We start from the raw sequence: 17,451 nt of genomic DNA on the forward strand, positions 1-17,451 counted from the left end.
CGACAGAAATGTCGAGGCTTTCGTCGTTTTTTTGGGGGGTAATTCTGCCACTCTCATGAAATACGCCTCACATTAAATACTTAGACATTATCTTCGAAAAGTTGCCAAGAATATTTAAGATTTATTGGTCAGTATCACTTATAGCGTTTTCATATACGCTCTTGGCGTTAATCCAAACTTTCGCTTAAAACGCTGGCTAAACCTATCTTCAGATTGATAACCACATAGTTGTGATAACAGTGCGACGCTAAAATGCTCATTTTGCATCAGGTATAGCGCATGATTTAGCCTCACCTCTGCCAACAATTCACGGTATTGCATTCCCTCATGCTTTAACTTGCGTATTAAGGTAGCTCGGCTCATTGCGAAGTGCTCAGCAACCGACTCTAACGGGTGTTCTTCACCTGGGGAGTGCGATAAATACTGGCTCAGCCTATGACTAAAACGCGTATTCGCACTGGGAAATAACAAATGTAATACCCCCCTCTCAGCCAGCTGTTGATAGAGCCCCATCACCCAAAATGTTTGCGTTTCTTTGCTTAACTGGCTTAATTCAAACGAAAACAACGCATCTAATGTCGATTGCAAAGCACGATCAGTATTGATCATAGGTGCATCTTGATCGCTTGCTATTGCTTGGCTCATCGTCAGCATTGCTTCACTCGGCGTGCAATGAAAACTAAATACTCTCGATAAAAAATGGCCTTTTTGTGGCAGGTTTTCAAAGGTCAAACAAGCTGATGCCTCACACAATAAGAGCTGAGATGAAGAAAGGGCTATGGTCGCCTCTTTCCAAAATAACTGTTTACTACCCGAGATAATTTGAATAATACAGGGGGAGTGAAGCCTAACATTACGCAGCTGTTGAAGCTGCTCAGCCTTGAATATAGTGACTTGGTATTGATTGTTCATCACTTCCCCTTTGGTTTCATACCTTAATTTAACGTGTATATGTCGCGGTTAAGGTTACTTTATCCAGCGCCATGCTGTTCAGCGTAAATCCAGCAACGGCAGCTGACGTATTTTCATTTAAATCTAACTTGTCTGTTGGTAGCGCCCAAACCGTAAATTGGTAGCGATGCATACCGTCATTTTCTGGCGGACAAACACCGCCAAATCCAACCGTGCCGTAATCAATACGCAGATTTTGACCACCCAATTTTTCAATGTTCACTCCACGGGGCAGCTCACTCACAGAAGCGGGAATATTAATCGCAATCCAATGCCAAAAACCACTGCCCGTCGGTGCATCAGGATCAAACGCTGTAATGGCAAAGCTTTTCGTCCCTTCAGGGGCATCTTTCCACATTAATTGCGGTGACAAATTACCACCATCACACCCCCAACCTTTGTATTCAAAAGTCTTAGCCATTGGGTGGCCTTCTTGAATATCTTTACTGCTGACTTCAAATGCATGAGCGGGAATTGTGGTTGCTAAAAGACTTAATGCTAAAACCGATTGGGTAACTAGTTTCATCGTGATATTCCTTCTATTTAGTTCGATATAAGTATATTCAAACCAAGAAGCACCAACTCAACATTAAGTATCAATTATAGCCACACAACCCCTAATTTTGATACTTTAAGTGTAATCGCATGGGGAAGGGATAAGAATACCGCCTCTGCGCATGACTCCTTAAAATTTAAACGAATAACAATCACTACTGTTATAGCAAAGCAAGTATGTCGAAGCAGTTAAGTAATTAAAACTTAGATCGCTGATATAGATATAACTCAACAACAAACCTTAAACCCATCAGTAACAGCCACACCCAAACGTGACAGCCATTCACAGTAATGATGAATCTTTTTTCAAGCTCAATCTATAATGAGATATTCGTTCACAATACTGCAACATGCCGGCTTTTTTGTTTAAATTCATATTATTAGCGTGATACCGGTTCAAGTCAAAATGTCACTTTTCTCCTACCATATTAATGGCACCGCATAACTATTAATTAAATTACCCAACGGTCTCACCGTTCATGCTTGTACTATAAATAGGATATAAAACATGATCAGATTTAAACCTCTGCATCTTTCTCATTTAGCACTCGCAATTATTTCTTCTTCAGCTCTGGCACAATCTTATGAAATAAATTTGAGCCAGCTACAACAAGACGAAGCAAGTATCATTGCCAGTGCACCTGAAGGGTTGCAGCTTGTAAAAGATTCAATAAAAACGCTCGATAACAAAACAGTAGAAGCCATCCAAATTAACGCGGCTAATAACCCAGACAACGTTAAGCGAGTTGAGCGACTCGTCAACCAAGCTGCTTGGAACGAAGTATTCCCTGAGCGTAACGCCCAATACACATACTTAAACTTTTTAAAGGCCATAGGTAAGTACCCTGCTTTTTGCGGCACTTACAGTGATGGGCGAAATTCAGACGCTATCTGTCGGAAATCATTAGCGACCATGTTTGCCCACTTTACCCAAGAAACGGGCGGCCATAACCCACATAGCAGTAACCCTGAGTGGCAACAAGGGCTCTATTATCTGCGAGAAGTGGGCTGGGAAGAAGGAACATCAGGTGGTTACGGTATTTGCGATCCATCATTGTGGCAAGCACAAGCCTACCCTTGTGGTAAATTTGCTGACGGCAGTTACAAGAGCTACTTCGGTCGCGGCTCAAAACAATTAAGCTATAACTATAACTACGGTCCATTCTCACAATCTATCTACGGTAATGTAGACATACTCCTCAATGAACCTGAACTGGTGGCTGACACTTGGTTGAACTTAGCCAGTGCGGTCTTTTTCTACTTATACCCACAACCACCCAAACCAAGTATGTTGCATGTTATTGATGGTACTTGGCAGCCCAATGAGCGAGATGCCGCCAATGGATTAGTACCCGGCTTTGGGGTAACCACGCAAATTATCAACGGTGGTGTCGAATGTGGCGGTAGCAGCGAACACCTGCAATCGCAAAATCGCATCAATTACTACCGTCATTTTGCGGAATACTTAGGCGTGCCCATTGCAGACAATGAGGTACTCGGTTGTGCTAGCATGAAACAATTTGATGATGGTGGTGCAGGTGCACTCAACATCTAGTGGGAACAAGACTGGGGCTGGTCACCAGATACACCTTCTGGCGAAACCTATAAGTGCCAGTTAGTGTCTTATCAAGGGCCTTTCTCTGCATTCATCGAAGGTGATTACCGTCGGTGTGTCGAAAATAAATTTGATGTTACCGTTATCGATGACACTGAAAGTGCAACGCCTAAAGCCAATGCTGGTGCTGATATCGAGCTAATTTCAAACGATGATGTCGTTATTCTTGATGGCAGTCGCTCAACATCTGCACCTGATGACACGTTAAGCTATCACTGGGTCGCGGTTGATGGCACTTTAGTCGTTCAGTCTCCAAACCAAGCTAAAGCGCAAGTGTCTGTCCCTAGAGTGGATACGATCACCCAATACCGTTTTGTACTGACAATCACCAACCAAGATGGTGTTAGTGACAACGACGATGTGACGATCACTGCAAAACCTAAACCCGATAACTTCCCACCAACGCTGACCCTAACAGGTCCCGACAGTGTGAAAAGTAACGAAGAGATCAGCATTAGCTTAGCCATTGAAGACCCAGATGATACTGCATTTAGCATCGCGTGGAGCAACGACCGTAACATCACCATGGTCATCGCTGACGACAACCGCAGTATGATGTTTACCGCACCAGACGTGGAAGCCGAGCAAGTGGTTAATGTTCAGGTGAATGTGATTGATGGTGGTAATAATGCAGTTGATTCAGCCAAAACGATCACCATTAAGCCTGAAAACAGCAGCACGTCTACATGGGATAAAAACACAACCTATATTGAAGGTGATACCGTTATCTATGATGGTGTAACTTATACTGCTAAATGGTGGACCAAAGGCGATACTCCTGGACAATCAGAAGTTTGGCAAGCCAACGACAACGGTACCATTTCTGAGTGGATCGCAACGAAAGCCTACAATGGCGGTGATAAAGTGATCTATCAAGAAATCATTTATAAAGCGAAATGGTGGACTAAAGGCGATGTACCTAGCGCTGCTGGCGCACCATGGGAACGAGCTTAATCATACTGCATATTGATATATCACCGTGTGGTGACTTCATTCACAATCACCACTGTTAAATGAAATACCGAAACCAAAATCGCTCTATTCCTCTCAGGTTAGAGCGATTTTATTGTTGTACTTATAGACTTCTTGTACTTTCCCTTTCATGCTCGCTTCATAAAACGAGCAGTACTTTTAGCCACAAGTTGTTGGCCAACATAAATTCCAGCTTCAACTTTATAGAGTGTTAAACAAGAAGATGTTATTTCACCGCGAATAAGCATATCTGCATTAAGAGGAATTTCTGCAAGATAACGAATATTCATATCACCCGTAACGGCTTCAATGCCTTGATTAAATACCGCTTGGCACATACCTGCATCTAACAATGATGCAATAAAACCACCATGCAAAATACCTTGGTAGCCTTGTTGATGGATGCTGCCTTTCGCTTTGCTCCAAACAGCACCTTTTTGATCATTATAAAAGTCGAGTTTTAAGCCAAAAGTTGGCTCAGTACCACACAGCATACAATGTTGATGACTTTGGTGTTTAGTCACCTTCTCAACTAAACGTATCGATTTAAAGGGTTCACACTTCGCTATTTCTGCTTGTAACAAACGTTGATCTGGGTTGTCCATTTTCCACTCTTTCTACTCAATACCCATCGTGGTATAGCTTGTTTATACGCCTAGTTTATGGCGTATGCCACAAACTAGAGCCTATATCGAGTGGAATCTAATGTTGCACTTTAACCATAGGTTAAGGTAGCCGCCAAGACGCGCCATAGTACTTGATTGATAACCAACCTGTATATTAACGCGCGTTTATCAAGGAACCACCTTGGGTATTAATCACCTCTTGGTACCAGTGGAAACTCTTTTTACGCTTACGAATGAGTGAGCCCGTACCATCATTGTGCCTATCAACATAGATAAAGCCGTAACGTTTACTCATTTCTGCCGTTGAGTTTGCAACCAGATCAATCGGTCCCGAACTCGTGAAGCCCATTAACTCAACCCCATCAGCAATGGCCTCTCGTGCTTGCACAAGATGATCGTTGAGGTATTGAATGCGATAATCATCGTGGATCTCGCCATCTTCGCTGATCTCATCACGTGCCCCTAAACCATTTTCAACCACAAAGAGCGGCTTTTGATAACGGTCATATAGGAAGTTCAGCAAAATCCGCAGTCCTTTAGGATCAATGAGCCAGCCCCATTGGCTTTTCTCTAAATAGGGATTTGGCACGCTATCGACAATGTTACCCACTTCTTTTTGTTTAGGATCAGCACTCGCGCAACCACTGGCGTAATAACTAAAAGAAATAAAGTCGACCGAAGCATTAGCGATAGTCTCTAAATCTCCCGCTTCCATTTCAATATGAATGTTATTCTCACGGAAGTATCGCTGCATATAGCCAGGGTATTTACCACGCGTTTGCACATCACCAAAGAACAGCCATTTGTTATTTTCATGCATGGCCGCAATCACATCATCAGGATTACAGGTATACGGGTAATTAATGGCACCCAATAGCATATTGCCAATCTTGCCATCAGGAATAATGCTTTTACACAGGCTAACTGCTTTAGCATTGGCGACTAATTGATGGTGAATAGCTTGATAAATTGCCTGCTCGCTCGCATCCTCTTGCAGACCCACACCAGTAAATGGCGCATGAAGCGACATGTTGATTTCGTTAAACGTCAGCCATAACTTCACTTTATCTTTATAACGCTCAAAGACAGTGCTGACATACCGCTCAAAAAACACAATAAGCTTTCGATCTGCCCAACCACCATAATTCTCGACTAACGCATAAGGCATTTCATAATGTGACAAGGTCACAAACGGCTGAATATCATGCTTGGCCAGCTCATCAAAAATGCGGTCATAATAAGCAAGACCTGCTTCATTCGGCTCTTGATCATCACCGTTAGGATAAATACGCGTCCACGCTATCGATAAGCGTAAACAGTTAAAGCCCATCTCTTTAAACAATGAAATGTCTTCTGGGTAGCGGTTATAAAAATCAATTGCAACATCTTTGATGCCGGCGGTACGCGCTTCACGCGTTTGGTGCGGACTTAAGATCCCCGAAGGCAGCATGTCGGACGTTGACAACCCCTTACCATTTAGATCATAAGCGCCTTCAACTTGGTTAGCAGCAATTGCACCACCCCATAAAAAATCATTCGGAAATTGAGTCATACAAACCTCTGTTTATCGCTTCTGTCTTATCGCCTTGGCTTTCATGCTGTTTTATGCATAGTTAAACAGAAAGCATCTAGCAAATTATGCGGAACATGGCGCTAGTATTGATGAATATAACAGGAAGAAAAAGAGTGTATTTACTCGCGTGTTAGTTCCTTATTTATCGGGTTTATCGCCTTACATTGCATAATATTCAGTCTATCCATTAAAAACAGGCACTTTCTATGATGTAAAGTGCCTCGTTTTCAGTGAAGTGGCTCACTGCTTTTTATATTTATTCAATAATCCGAAAGGGATATGGCAGTAATCATTGGGGAAACGTGTCAGCCTGTCTTGGTGCTCATCATCGCTTTTAACGTAGTTACTCAAGGCTAATACTTCCACAACAATTTTAGCGCAGTCTTCTCTCTCAGAAATATACGCCTTTACTTGCTCAAGATGTGAAGGGTTAACACTGTACACGCCAGTTCGGTACTTTTCGCCGACATCATCACCCTGTTTATTGACGCTATAAGGGTCAATGATTTCAAAAAAGTACGCCATTAGCTGCGCAATAGTCACCTGCTGAGGATCAAACTGAGTACGCACACATTCCGCATAACCATCGTAGTCACTTTGCGTGGTATTCGTTGTACCATTCGCACGCCCACTCTCTGTTGTAATCACACCGGGTAGGTGCTTCATAAATTCTTGCACGCCCCACAAACAGCCGCCCGCAAAATATATTTCTTCCATCAGATACAATCCAATTAATAAACAAAAAACAGGTGATCGCTAGCTACGTAGGTCGCCTGACTTTTCTAGCAACTCAGGAAAGCGTTCAAACAAGTAATCTAAAAACAGTCTAATCCGTTTAGGTTGAAACTGCTTACTGATATACACCACATTCAAATCAGCACTAGAGACCATAGTTGAAGTATTGAAGTTCTTCATGTAGCCATTAAGCACAGTCACTAAGCGCTGGCTATTAATGTCAGCTTGAACATCCAGTACAGATTTAAGCGCAATTCCCGCCCCTTCTAATGCCCACTGACGAATAATCTCACCATCATCGGAAAAACGTTTTGGCGACACCGTTATCGAGACTTTTTTTTCTTGTTCTTGAAAGTGCCACGTTTTCAGCTCTTCATTGCTTCGTAGCATCACCAAACAATCATGACTAGCTAAATCTTCAGGCTTCAAGGGGGTACCGTGCCTAGCAAGGTATTCAGGTGAGGCACACAAAACCCGTCGGCTAGGCGATAAACGCCGTGAGATCAGGCTACTATCAACCAGTTCACCATAGCGAATCACAATATCACGGCCAGATTCCGCAATATTTGAAATACGATCATCAAGGTATAAATAAGGCACGACATCTGGATACTGCTCAACAAACTCATTCAAAATTGGCATGATGTATTGCTTGCCGATATCTTTAGGAGCAGAAACTCGGAGCGCACCTTTAACTTCCTTCATACCATTCTGGATAAGGTTCTCTACCTCGCTAACATTATCCAAAATGTCGAGACAGGCCTTGTAATAAAGTTCACCCGCATCGGTTAAACCAACATGCCTCGTACTTCGGTTAAGTAACTTAACACCATACCTCTCTTCTAATGCTTGAAGCCTCGCCGTCATGGTCGCAGGAGAAAGTCCAAGGTCTCGCCCAGCCGCAGCCAACCCCTGACGCTTAACAATACTCACGAACATGGTCATATCCGAGAATTTATCCACTCACACCTCGATTATTCAGTTATTCAAAATAATGAATTCGAATTCTACCCAATTATCAAAATAAATCGAATAAATATAATAACCAACATCAAAGGAAAACATTTAAACCAGAACAACTAAATCAGAATAACGACAGAGAGGCGGATTATGAGTCAGGATAAAACAAGCTACGTCATTTTAGGTGGTACATCAGGTATCGGTGCTGAAGTAGCAAAACAATTTGATAATGGCGAAAACATTATCCATGTGGCTAGCCGCCAAACAGGTCTAGATATCAGCGATGAAAAATCTGTGCACGCTTACTTCGAATCGATTGGTGCTTTTGATCATCTGATCATTACAGCAGGCTCTGCGGCACCTGCAGGTAAAGTGGTAGACGTGAAAATTCCAGACGCAAAAGCGGCTTTTAATATTAAGTTCTGGGGATCAATTAACGCCGCTAAACATGCTAGCCGTTATATCAAACCCAATGGCACGATTACGTTAACCACAGGGATGCTATCACGCAAAGTGGTTGCTAATACCTACACAAAAACCGCTATTAACGCCGCGCTAGAAGCGGTAACAAAAGTATTAGCGAAAGAGCTGTCTCCTATTCGCGTTAACGCGGTGAGCCCCGGCTTAACAATGACAACCGCCTACCAAGGCATGGATCAACAAAGCCGAGAATCCATGTATGAAAACGCACGTAATACCCTTCCTGCAGGCCGTGTTGGTACAGCAGAAGATGTCGCTCAAGCCTATGTAATGGCTATCACTAATCCCTATATGACGGGCTCTATCATCGATGTTGATGGCGGCGCATTAATCAACTAATTCCATCTAACTCTCTCGATAGCAAAAAATATAACCACTCTACCTTTCACTAGAGTAACAAATAGGAATAAACATGAAACTCTACATTTATGAACATTGCCCATTCAGCGCCCGTGTACGCTTTGTTGCTGGCATGCTGAATTTACCACTTGATGTAGTAACCATTGATTACGATGATGACAAGACAACGACTGATATCGTGGGTAGCAAACAAGTCCCTGTCTTAGTGAAAGATGATGGAACAGCAATTGCTGAAAGCTTAGATATTATTGGTCACTTTTTATCTCTTGCTGACTCAATTCAAACCAATATTCCATCTGAAGCAATTCTAGAATGGCAACGTCGCGCCTTCCTGCCATTACAGAAAATTGGTTACCCACGGTGGTCTTCGATGGATCTCGCTGAATTCAAAACCGCATCATCTCAACGTGCTTGGCGCAGTAAAAAAGAAACCGAAGCACTTAGCTTTGATGCTCTATTAGCAGATACACCTGCCATTGCAAAAGAAGTGGGATCTTTGATCCGCGAAGCGGGCATTTTACTGAATCTAGGTTCTATTAGCCCTATCGCCATCGTCGATGAAGCGATTATTTTCTCTATCCTTCGCGGCTTCTTTAGCGCCGCTGAAATTGATTGGGAACCATCAGTAAAAGAATGGATGGAACTTGTCAGCAAAGAAACAAATGTTCGATTACTAAAATAAGATGAAGACCATGAAAAAATTATTCGAAAAAACAAACCTTAAAAGCCTAGACCTACAAAACCGTGTTGTTATGGCTCCCATGACGCGAGCACGTACCAGCCAACCTGGCAATATTCCCAATGAAATGATGGCGACTTACTACCAACAACGAGCAACAGCAGGCTTGATCATTTCAGAGGCCACTCAAATCTCTGATGACTCACAAGGTTATTCATTCACGCCTGGCGTTTACACCGCTGAGCAAGTCAAAGGCTGGCAACCTGTCACGAAAGCAGCACACGCACAAGGTGCGGCCATGTTCTGTCAGCTATGGCATGTCGGCCGTGTTTCTCATCCCACGTTCCAAAAAGGTGAACTACCTATAGCGCCTTCTGCCCTTGCCCCCATCGAAACCAAGGTCTGGATTTCTGATGATCAAGGTAATGGCAACATGGTTGACTGTATTCAACCTCGTGAAATGGATCAAAGCGATATCAGTCGTGTTATTAAAGATTTTGCCTATTCAGCCAAACGAGCCATTGAAGCTGGCTTTGATGGTGTGGAAATTCACGGCGGTAACGGTTATCTCATTGACCAATTTCTCCGCACCAATTCCAACAAACGAACCGACAACTATGGTGGCACACGTGAAAACCGCATTCGTTTCTTAATTGAAGTGGTCGACGCCGTTATTGAGGTGATTGGCGCAGATAAAGTCGGCGTTCGCTTAGCGCCTTTCATTACATTCAAAGACATGAACTGCCCTGATATTGTGCCAACAATTCTTGAAGCATCTCGTCAATTACAAGCGCGAAATATTGCTTACATGCACCTATCTGAAGCAGATTGGGACGATGCGCCAGTCATTCCTGAGAGTTTCCGTATTAAACTACGTGAAATTTTCACCAACACCATCATTGTGGCAGGTAGTTACACCCAAGAACGTGCTGACGAGGTTCTTAACAAAGGTTATGCGGATTTAGTGGCATTCGGTCGCCCATTTGTGTCTAATCCAGACTTAGTCGCCCGCTTAGAAAACGGTTATGAGCTTGCCGATTTAGACGGCGCAACCTTGTTTGGCGGTAATGAGCAAGGCTATACCGATTACCCAATAATGCAAATCGCAGAAACTGTGGACTAATTTAGCCTTTTAAAACAAAGTTCTTAAACAAAATCACAGCAGATAGAAGCCACCGTCAGTCGCACCATTTCGTTACGTGATTTTAATAAGCCTGCTGAAATTGCAGGCTTTACTCATTGAATAGATGTATGGAACATCAACTTTTCATACCCCATCTTTATCTTCAACTTGCTTCAGTCGAATAAAATCAATAACCTCATCACTGCTGTTTTTTACTATCGCGTGGAAGTTATGCCATCTGCTGTAAGTTATCGACTAGGCACTGATTCTAAAGTCACTTTTATTCCAGAACAAAATCGTCTAATTGTAGATGAAGGGCATAACAGTGAAGAGCGTCACCTTGAGCCCCTTCAAGCGCGGATGCTCAGTTTCTTCATCCAACATCAAGGCAAAGTACAAAATACCAGAACGATAGCAGAAGCCGTTTGGGATCGTAGCCAAGTATCCGACAACTTAGTGCGCCAGGTGATCAGTCAACTTAGAAGTCAGTTGAACGATCAACAACGCCCGTATTCAGTTATCAAAACAATTCCTAAGCAAGGGTATTTGTTTGATATTGAAGTGAGTGAACATCACCTTCCCCTCGTCACAGCAGCAATTCAGCAGCAGTTAGAACAAGAAATAGATGCAAAAGAAAACCAAATATCCGAGTTACAATCCACACTCGACAACCATGTGAAAGATACAACGCGAGCGCCTCAACCTCATTCCAACATAAATAAGCCAGATAAAGCGCCGTCAATTCAGAAGCCGTCTCAGCAGCAAGCTCGGCAATCAATGAACCGTTTAATGATATTGTCCATTATCATTGCGGCCTTACTCTCGACTATAATGGGTATTAATCATTTCACACTGCCAGATAATGAAAATGTTACCGTCACGCAGGATGAAAGCAGGAAAGTCATCCCTGTTATATTTCACGATATTGAATTAGACCAAAATAAAGATCTCACTGTCGCTCGCAATGTCTATAACTACCTTTTCTTTGGCCTTAACTCATCAAACAATATTGTGGGTTATCACTATTCTCAACTTACACCAGCGGCAAGAAAACAGTTAACGCCAGACGCTATTTCACTCAAGGGCTGGATTAAAGAGACGAAAAATGGGTATCATCTTAAGCTTCTTATTGATATACCTTCACATTCTGGTGAAATAAAAAAACTTGATGTCACTTTTACTAAGGATGATTTCTTTTCAGCAATTGGCGATCTTGTTCTTTCGTTAAAAACGACCATATCACCTGCTACGCCTGATTATAGTTTTGCGAACCATAGAGTCACCTCAGTGCAAAACTATAATGATTGGCAGGCTATATCAAAAGGTATTTCTCTTTTTTATCAAGGGAAAGGTACGGAAAGTTTTAGTGGGTTATCATCTGAACTTGAAATGATTAAAAGACAAGGCAGGGATAATTACTTAATTGAAGCATTATTTTCTTACATGTCATCGATGAATTATTTAGAGACGAAAGATAGTGAAGATAAACGGTTAGCGCTCAGTTACGCAAAGAGAGCTTTTGAAAAGAATCCACGCTGTAATATTGCCAATATAAGCTTAGGGCTCGCACTGATCGTGAACAATCAAAGTGAACAAGCATATCCTTACTTATTCTATGCTGCGGAAAACTCACCAAGCCCGCTTAGTTACTACTTACTGAGTATCGCAGATCTACAAGCAAACAACCCTAAAGGGGCTGAGTACTATTACCAGCGCTTTAACCGCCTGAGCAAGGGACAAAAGAGCCAACTTGCTGAACTTAAAGCATCTTTACAAAAATCAAACCTTTTCCCTACAAGCAAATAAGCCGATTAATTCTAGTCTCTAGGCACCGTGAAACCCTTAGGGCACGGTGCTTTTACTCTATTCACTCTTTTCGCATGCATGCTCCGACTGTTTGATTTTTGTTTGTTTTTTTCTGAGTTTGTCTTGCATCAGTTAAGTAAAATCTGCCTCCCGTCATACTCTTCACATCAACAAATCATATTAACAATTCAATAGATGTGAATATTATGAAAGACACTCAAAATTCAAACTTCATCAAATCACTTGCATTCAACATTATCCCAATACAAATATTCTTATTTGTTTTTTGGTTCAAGAATGGTTTTATCGATAAAGTATGCGGCGTACTCCTTGGACTTATATCTCCAGAGACGGCTTATCAAGGCGATACCTGGGTAGGTTGGAAAACCTACATTGTCGGTACTTGGGATAAAAGCGCAGTTGGTCACCTTTTTATTAGTCCAACATTTGATTTCATGTTCCCTATTTTAATCATCCTACAATGCATTCCATTCCTGCTTATTTTTCGCTCTGTTATTGCGGGTGAATTTATGCAAGGTAAAGAGCGAGCATGGCTACTAAGGGCTGCTATTGCCTCGTTATTCGTCACCTCTTGCATGGCATTTACACAAACGATTACAGGCGCGAGCGATGGTCAATACCTATGGCAATTCCTTGGTTTTGGCATGGTTGCTCTTATGTACATCCGTAATGAAAACGGAAAGTAATAATTACTATCACCTTTAATTAAATATCCCTTCTATTTTATTGGCACGTTATACAGCGATGTATTACGTGCCTATTTTCACCATGTAAAGAACAATTCGCTCGCGCTAATGTGCGATAGCGCTTAAAACGATAAATTATCTGTATGTTGGCATTTATCGCTCGCCTAAAACGCCAGCAACGTATTACGACAATTGTTAATTAACCACCGTACACACCCAAGCCAATTCATACCCAGAATGCCGAGCGTTGATGGTCGTTTTGATGGCTTTGACGCCCGAAGGCTCATATGTGTTAGTTGCCCTGCCACATATCGAGTGCTAACATTTGTACACACACAAATTTAGGCGCTACTTATGGACACCAGAATTCAATTTCGTGTTGATGACGAAATCAAACGCTTGGCTCAACAAATGGCAGAGAGCCAAGGTCGCACACTCAGTGATGCCTGTCGAGAACTTACAGAGCAAATGGCTGAACAACAAAGAAAAGCATTATCGCACGACTCTTGGTTAACAGAACAAGTTAACCTTGCATTCGATAAGTATGATTCAGGAAAAGCTTCATTTCTTGATAACGATTCAGCAAAAGCCCGAATGGCTGAACATAAAGCAAAAATTCGTAATCGAGGTCAACAATGATTTTATGGGAAGAAGAATCCCTTAATGATCGTGAAAAGATCTTTGAGTTTTTGTATGACTTCAACCCTAGAGCAGCAGAAAAAACTGACGAAATCATAGAGACAAAAGTAGAAAACTTATTAGAGCAACCGCTAATGGGTGTTCAGCGCGACGAAATTCGCGGAAGATTACTCATTATTCCTGAAATCTCAATGATCGTGTCCTACTGGGCTGAAGGTTCAACCATTCGTATCATGCGCGTTCTTCACCAAAAGCAAAAATTCCCAACCGACTGATTTTTTCGGTTGGCGACTAATATCCCAACCAATATATTTTCATCTCGATGTATCGTCAGGCTCTACACCAAACGCATGTAAATTGAAGAAACATTCCGTGTTTTAAAAAACCGTACTCATGACCCTAAACGATTCGACATTTTACTGCTCATTAGTCTACTCGCTTTTATGGTCTATTGGTGGTTTGAAATAATTGCAGAACATAACGGTTGGCACCGTCACTTTCAGGCAAATTCAGTTAAAGACCGGCGCGTTTTATCATTTGTTAAGCTAGGAAAAGAGGTCATCCGACGGCTGGAATATCACATCAATGAACCAGCAATACGCTGGCCACAATCCACCCTAATTCTAATGGCAAGGAACAATTACCGTCCGTAAATTATGTGGGGATCCGCCAGTCACCCAGGTTAATGGCAGAGTTCGCCATCACGACCTTGGCGAACTCATCAGTTTTAAGTTACCTCTTTTTTACACAACGAGAAAAAGCCAGTATAGGGGGAAGCTAACTGGCTTGTTGTCGTTAGTAAAAAATACCGTTATTGCTGAACTGCTTCGGTACGACTGTTTCTACCCGAGACTGTCACACTACGCGTTTTAATCGTTTCAGCATGGTTAACATCAACTGGCGCATAATATGGCAGCCACGTGCTACCACCATCAAGCGAATATTGATTTCTCAAACCAGGGAAACGTGTATTTATCTTCAACTTACCTGCATCAACAACTGCACCAGGCAGAGGGATTCGGTAATTCACACCATGCAGAGGTGGCAACTGCTCATAAATATCAACAGGTTGAATATATTCCAGTTTACTTAAAGCGTACTGGCCTAAGGTATTAGAGAAGGTATCCCAAGCCTGATCCATTGGCGTTTTACCACTTTGATCGATTGGCAATTCTGCTGGCATATTGATTACCCAAGCACGCTCCGCAACACCCAATAATTTAGGGAAAACCAAATACTCCATAATCTCTGGGGATTTCGAGTTTTCAGAGAATAGCTGACCTTGCAAGCCAACTACATTACGTTTACCTTCTTCCGTCAATGAAACCCAGTTTGGATTCCATTCAACAGGATTACCCAGTTTATCTATTTTCCCATTGGCGTAAATATTAAATGGTCGATATTCAAACGCTTTTTTTGTATCGGTATAACCTGCCCAATGATAGCCAACTTCGTCTGGGTGTTTATTGTAAGCTAAATCAAAGTACAAGTTGGTCGCATGCGATAGCACCACATCATAGCCTTTGTTAGCAAAGACATAGGCTTGATGTTCATTACCCCACCCCCACACGTTATTCCAGAATATAGGATACAACTCACCATAATCGACATTACCTGTGCCATTATGGGTTAGTACATCACCCCAACTCGCCATTTTGAATCCATTCTGATTAATAATGGAAACCCAGCGCATGAAAAAGTAATCGAATAACTCGGCATCTGTTTTGCCTGCGGTTTCAGGGTTTTGCTGTATAGCTGGCGACTTCGCCCACCATTCATTGGGCCCTAAATGAGGGAGTTCATCACCGCCGCCATGTAACCGAGTTATCTCCGCACTAGGCACGGCATCATACATTGCCTTTGTTTCGCTGATGACTTTTTCTAAGAAAGCATAAGTACCGTCTAACGATGGGTTCACAATATTATCGGTATAGAACTGCGGTGTGTAATACTCAGATTTATCTAGAGGATCAATCAAGCGATAGCGATTGGCTTCAACAAGATCTGTCTCTTTATATTTATTGTAACGGTACTCCATCGCTTTAATAGCAGCACGGGCATGTGCGGGGAAATCATATTCTAATATGACGTCGATATGACGATCGGCTGCATATTTTAATATGTCTTTAAAATCCTCAGTTGTGTAGTAACCCCAACCTTTGCCTAAAAAATTCTGCTGAGCAATTTCAAACCCTTGGAAATCGGGTTGTACCCCATTATTCGCTTCTATAATATTCTTAGGCTTTCCTTCAATGCCATCTCCAGTATTAAATTCATTGCTTGACCCCATAAAAGTATGAAGCATTTTTGTTTCACTTAACTCATACCCTCGTTTTGCACCAAACTCAGTCAGCTCAGGTAGACCTGGAATTTCTAAACGCCAACCTTCATCGTTAGCTACGTTCATTTCAAATTTATTAATTTTATAATAGGCTAATAAATCAATTAATTTAAAAATAGTCTCTTTACTTTGGAAATTTCGGGCAACATCAAGCATCATGCCACGATACTCAAACCTTGGAGCATCAAGTGCAGTCATCGCAGGTAATACTGCATGTTGCATTTTATTTGCGCTAACAGAAGATTGATAAACATCATTCGGTATCAGCTGACGCAATGTTTGAATACCATAAAATACGCCGCTTGCGTCTTTTCCTTCAATGGTGATGCCATTAAAAGGATCGATATCTAATCGATAACCTTCCTTATCTGCGACACCATCAGCATCTGTATCTAATAAAGGGTTAATGGCTAAGTTTATGACGCCCGCTACATTAGGCTCTGTCGCATTAATTGGGAAGTCGCCCTTCATTAAGTCTTTAAGCGAGCTTTGTAGATATAATGCTTCATTATGTAAGCTTTCTGGTGCTTTGATAGAAGCAGTCCAGCCTAATAGTGTTAGGAATGCACCATCTTTTAACTCAGCCGCCTGCAACTGAGGAACAACTTGGTGCTGCACTGGAACCTGCGATTTTTCTGCGTTATTTTCAGTGAAACGTAATTGGGCGGTTTGAACAGGCATATTGTCGTTAATGCTCTGTCGCGTCTGCTTAGGATCAGATGGATCCATCATAACGTCAACGGAGATAGCGTGAGGCGCCTTGCCATTATATGCGATATGAAAACCTGATGGAGAATCATTCTTCAGCATCTGCCAATATTGCGCGGTGATCATAATCTCTCTAGATTCACCCGGTAAAATAGGCTTAAAGCCAGCCACAGGCTCAAGTACAAAATAGTCACCGCTAGCGGCATCGTCTGCATTTTTTAATAATACATTTTGGTCTAACATTTGTTTTCGCGCATTTATTCCATCTATATTATCTGATGGTAAAACAGATGCTGGCGGCCTTACTGAGCTAAAATAGAGTGACCAACCTTTATCGCCAAGCGTTTCAGTTCCATTATTAGTAATGGTTAAGCTTCCTAAAAATATATTTTCGCCTATATCATGGTCAACGACCTTCCATAGTAATTCGAGTTCATTGGCTTTTGGATGGAATGTTTCGGAATAAGCAGGGTTACTAATTGCAAGCTGTGACATTAAGGCAACCGCTAGTACTTTAAGCGGAAGTTTTATCTGATTCATTTTATCTACTCCATGATAAAAACATATAACGAAGATTTTAAATGATGTGGTTCAACAACTTTCAATAAAGTTAAGTCAGAG

The 17,451-nt window shown here is 42.0% G+C and carries 16 protein-coding genes and 1 pseudogene; 10 read left to right on the plus strand and 7 right to left on the minus strand.

Features of this window, described 5'->3' with window-relative positions; genetic code table 11:
- Nucleotides 1-138: 138 nt before the first annotated feature.
- Together L4C35_RS05945 and L4C35_RS05950 are read right to left on the minus strand one after the other, a co-directional pair.
- Nucleotides 139-912 carry a helix-turn-helix transcriptional regulator gene (locus L4C35_RS05945; RefSeq protein ID WP_428462018.1) on the minus strand — a complete coding sequence of 258 codons (774 nt, stop codon included), beginning with the start codon at nt 910-912 and terminating at the stop codon, nt 139-141.
- A 28-nt stretch (nt 913-940) separates the two neighbouring features.
- A complete protein-coding gene (locus L4C35_RS05950; protein WP_428462019.1) occupies nt 941-1,477 on the minus strand; it encodes a YbhB/YbcL family Raf kinase inhibitor-like protein in 537 nt (178 codons plus the stop codon).
- A 537-nt stretch (nt 1,478-2,014) separates the two neighbouring features.
- Between L4C35_RS05950 and L4C35_RS05955 the strand changes: the two genes are divergently transcribed.
- The gene (locus L4C35_RS05955; protein ID WP_428462020.1) at nt 2,015-3,061 is read left to right on the plus strand and encodes a chitinase; all 1,047 of its coding nucleotides are present in this window, start codon (nt 2,015-2,017) and stop codon (nt 3,059-3,061) included.
- A 63-nt stretch (nt 3,062-3,124) separates the two neighbouring features.
- A complete protein-coding gene (locus L4C35_RS05960; protein WP_428462021.1) occupies nt 3,125-4,075 on the plus strand; it encodes a carbohydrate-binding protein in 951 nt (316 codons plus the stop codon).
- A gap of 146 nt (nt 4,076-4,221) precedes the next feature.
- Here L4C35_RS05960 and L4C35_RS05965 read toward each other — a convergent pair whose 3' ends face one another.
- The 4 genes from L4C35_RS05965 to L4C35_RS05980 all read right to left on the minus strand — a co-directional run bounded on the left by L4C35_RS05965 (nt 4,222) and on the right by L4C35_RS05980 (nt 7,990).
- Nucleotides 4,222-4,698, minus strand: coding sequence for a PaaI family thioesterase (locus tag L4C35_RS05965; RefSeq protein ID WP_428462022.1), 477 nt, complete (start codon nt 4,696-4,698; stop codon nt 4,222-4,224).
- Nucleotides 4,699-4,873: 175 nt separating this feature from the next.
- Nucleotides 4,874-6,271: a glycoside hydrolase family 1 protein gene (locus L4C35_RS05970; RefSeq protein WP_428462023.1), complete on the minus strand. Its 1,398-nt coding sequence runs from the start codon at nt 6,269-6,271 to the stop codon at nt 4,874-4,876.
- Nucleotides 6,272-6,532: 261 nt separating this feature from the next.
- Nucleotides 6,533-7,009 (minus strand): peptide-methionine (S)-S-oxide reductase, encoded by a 477-nt coding sequence (locus tag L4C35_RS05975; protein WP_428462024.1) that lies wholly within the window; start codon nt 7,007-7,009, stop codon nt 6,533-6,535.
- 39 nt (nt 7,010-7,048) lie between these two features.
- Complete coding sequence (locus L4C35_RS05980) at nt 7,049-7,990, minus strand: LysR family transcriptional regulator (protein WP_428462025.1); 942 nt, start codon at nt 7,988-7,990, stop codon at nt 7,049-7,051.
- A 147-nt stretch (nt 7,991-8,137) separates the two neighbouring features.
- Between L4C35_RS05980 and L4C35_RS05985 the strand changes: the two genes are divergently transcribed.
- From L4C35_RS05985 to L4C35_RS06020, 8 genes and pseudogenes are all read left to right on the plus strand, one after another.
- Nucleotides 8,138-8,806 carry an SDR family oxidoreductase gene (locus L4C35_RS05985; protein ID WP_428462026.1) on the plus strand — a complete coding sequence of 223 codons (669 nt, stop codon included), beginning with the start codon at nt 8,138-8,140 and terminating at the stop codon, nt 8,804-8,806.
- A 73-nt stretch (nt 8,807-8,879) separates the two neighbouring features.
- On the plus strand, nt 8,880-9,509 hold the full coding sequence (gene grxB / locus L4C35_RS05990) for a glutaredoxin 2 (RefSeq protein WP_428462027.1): 630 nt from the start codon (nt 8,880-8,882) through the stop codon (nt 9,507-9,509).
- A gap of 10 nt (nt 9,510-9,519) precedes the next feature.
- On the plus strand, nt 9,520-10,629 hold the full coding sequence (locus L4C35_RS05995; protein ID WP_428462028.1) for an alkene reductase: 1,110 nt from the start codon (nt 9,520-9,522) through the stop codon (nt 10,627-10,629).
- Nucleotides 10,630-10,860: 231 nt separating this feature from the next.
- The gene (locus L4C35_RS06000) at nt 10,861-12,435 is read left to right on the plus strand and encodes a transcriptional regulator (protein ID WP_428462029.1); all 1,575 of its coding nucleotides are present in this window, start codon (nt 10,861-10,863) and stop codon (nt 12,433-12,435) included.
- Nucleotides 12,436-12,641: 206 nt separating this feature from the next.
- Entirely contained in the window at nt 12,642-13,142 is a 501-nt protein-coding gene (locus L4C35_RS06005) for a hypothetical protein (protein WP_428462030.1), read from the plus strand.
- Nucleotides 13,143-13,496: 354 nt separating this feature from the next.
- A complete protein-coding gene (locus L4C35_RS06010; protein ID WP_428462031.1) occupies nt 13,497-13,781 on the plus strand; it encodes a damage-inducible protein J in 285 nt (94 codons plus the stop codon).
- Complete coding sequence (locus L4C35_RS06015; protein ID WP_428462032.1) at nt 13,778-14,056, plus strand: type II toxin-antitoxin system RelE/ParE family toxin; 279 nt, start codon at nt 13,778-13,780, stop codon at nt 14,054-14,056. Before L4C35_RS06010 ends, L4C35_RS06015 begins: the two co-directional genes overlap by 4 nt.
- A 9-nt stretch (nt 14,057-14,065) precedes the next feature.
- Nucleotides 14,066-14,434, plus strand: a pseudogene (locus L4C35_RS06020) (IS4 family transposase); the annotation flags it as partial.
- Nucleotides 14,435-14,592: 158 nt separating this feature from the next.
- On the opposite strand, the gene L4C35_RS06025 reads toward L4C35_RS06020, so the two are convergent.
- Complete coding sequence (locus L4C35_RS06025) at nt 14,593-17,370, minus strand: family 20 glycosylhydrolase (RefSeq protein ID WP_428462033.1); 2,778 nt, start codon at nt 17,368-17,370, stop codon at nt 14,593-14,595.
- Between the last annotated feature and the right edge of the window lie 81 nt (nt 17,371-17,451).

This window comes from Photobacterium kagoshimensis (assembly GCF_050337045.1).
Classification (GTDB): Bacteria; Pseudomonadota; Gammaproteobacteria; order Enterobacterales; family Vibrionaceae; genus Photobacterium; species Photobacterium kagoshimensis.